Origin of the sequence: Burkholderia sp. Se-20378 (assembly GCF_017104665.1) — a bacterium.
GTDB lineage: Bacteria > Pseudomonadota > Gammaproteobacteria > Burkholderiales > Burkholderiaceae > Burkholderia > Burkholderia lata.
Genome location: NZ_JAAGPG010000936.1, coordinates 1 through 2115 on the forward strand (window position 1 = coordinate 1; position 2115 = coordinate 2115).

Genomic DNA, 2115 nt, shown 5'->3' on the forward strand with positions numbered 1-2115 from the left:
CTTCGACGTCGACGGGTCTGTCGTCAGCCACCAGCTCGATTGGTTCGTTGTCGACGGGGCTCAGCTCGACGAACAGTTCGGTGACTTCGCTGTCTACCTCGACCTCGACGGGCCTGTCGTCGGCGAATAGCTCGATTACGTCGCTGTCGACGTCTACGTCGACAGGGCTGTCGTCAGCCACCAGCTCAATTGGTTCGTTGTCGACAGGGCTTAGCTCGACGAATAGTTCGGTGACTTCGCTGTCGACCTCGACTTCGACGGGCTTGTCGTCGGCCAACAGCTCGATCACTTCGCTGTCGACTTCCACGTCGACGGGGCTGTCGTCAGCCACCAGCTCGATTGGTTCGTTGTCGACAGGGCTTAGCTCGACGAATAGTTCGGTGACGTCGTTGTCGACCTCGACGTCGACGGGCCTGTCTTCGGCGAATAGCTCGATTACTTCGTTGTCGACCTCCACGTCGACAGGGCTGTCGTCAGCCACCAGCTCAATTGGTTCGTTGTCGACGGGGCTCAGCTCGACGAATAGTTCGGTGACTTCGCTGTCTACCTCCACGTCGACGGGGCTGTCGTCAGCCACCAGCTCAATTGGTTCGTTGTCGACAGGGCTTAGCTCGACGAATAGTTCGGTCACTTCGCTGTCGACCTCGACTTCGACGGGCTTGTCGTCGGCCAACAGCTCGATCACTTCGCTGTCGACTTCCACGTCGACGGGGTTGTCGTCAGCCACCAGCTCAATTGGTTCGTTGTCGACGGGGCTCAGCTCGACGAACAGTTCGGTGACGTCGTTGTCGACCTCGACCTCGACGGGCCTGTCGTCGGCGAACAGCTCGATCGATTCGCTGTCCACGTCGACCTCGACGGGTCTCTCGTCGGCAAACAGCTCGATCACCTCGCTGTCGACTTCCACGTCGACGGGGTTGTCGTCAGCCACCAGCTCAATTGGTTCGTTGTCGACAGGTCTCAGTTCGACGAATAGTTCGGTGACGTCGTTGTCGACCTCGACGTCGACGGGCTTGTCGTCGGCGAACAGTTCGATCACATCGTTGTCGACTTCGACGTCGACGGGTCTCTCGTCGGCGAACAGCTCGATCACGTCGCTGTCGACCTCCACGTCGACGGGGCTGTCGTCAGCCACCAGTTCAATTGGTTCGTTGTCGACAGGGCTCAGCTCGACGAATAGTTCGGTGACCTCGTTGTCGACCTCGACTTCGACGGGTTTGTCGTCGACGAATAGCTCGATCACGTCGCTGTCTACCTCCACGTCGACGGGGCTGTCGTCAGCCACCAGTTCGATTGGTTCGTTGTCGACGGGGCTCAGTTCGACGAATAGTTCGGTGACGTCGTTGTCGACCTCGACCTCGACGGGCCTGTCGTCGGCCAATAGCTCGATCACGTCGTTGTCGACTTCGACGTCGACCGGCCTCTCGTCGGCCAACAGCTCGATCACTTCGCTGTCGACCTCGACCTCGACGGGTCTGTCGTCGGCCAACAGCTCGATCAGTTCGTTGTCGACTTCGACCTCGACCGGCCTCTCGTCGGCCAACAGCTCGATCACTTCGCTGTCGACCTCGACCTCGACGGGCCTGTCGTCGGCCAACAGCTCGATCACCTCGCTGTCGACTTCGACCTCGACGGGCCTGTCGTCGGCTAACAGCTCGATCACTTCGTTGTCGACCTCGACCTCGACGGGCCTGTCCTCGGCGAACAGCTCGATCACGTCGCTGTCGACTTCGACCTCGACCGGCCTGTCCTCGGCCAATAGCTCGATCACCTCGCTGTCGACCTCGACCTCGACGGGCCTGTCGTCGGCCAACAGCTCGATCACCTCGCTGTCGACTTCGACCTCGACGGGCCTGTCGTCGGCTAACAGCTCGATCACGTCGCTCTCGACCTCGACCTCGACGGGTCTGTCGTCGGCCAACAGCTCGATCACGTCGCTGTCGACTTCGACCTCGACGGGTCTGTCGTCCGCCAACAGCTCGATCGATTCGCTGTCGACCTCGACCTCGACGGGTCTCTCGTCGGCAAACAGCTCGATCGGCTCACTGTCGACCTCGACCTCGACGGGCCTCTCGTCGGCGAACAGCTCGATCACGTCGCTCTCGACCTCGACCT

General features: G+C 60.8%; 1 protein-coding gene. It reads right to left on the reverse strand.

The features are described from left to right. Window positions 1-2115 (reverse strand): hypothetical protein (locus G3N93_RS39105; protein WP_206135437.1); only part of this gene is annotated, 2115 nt, incomplete at both ends.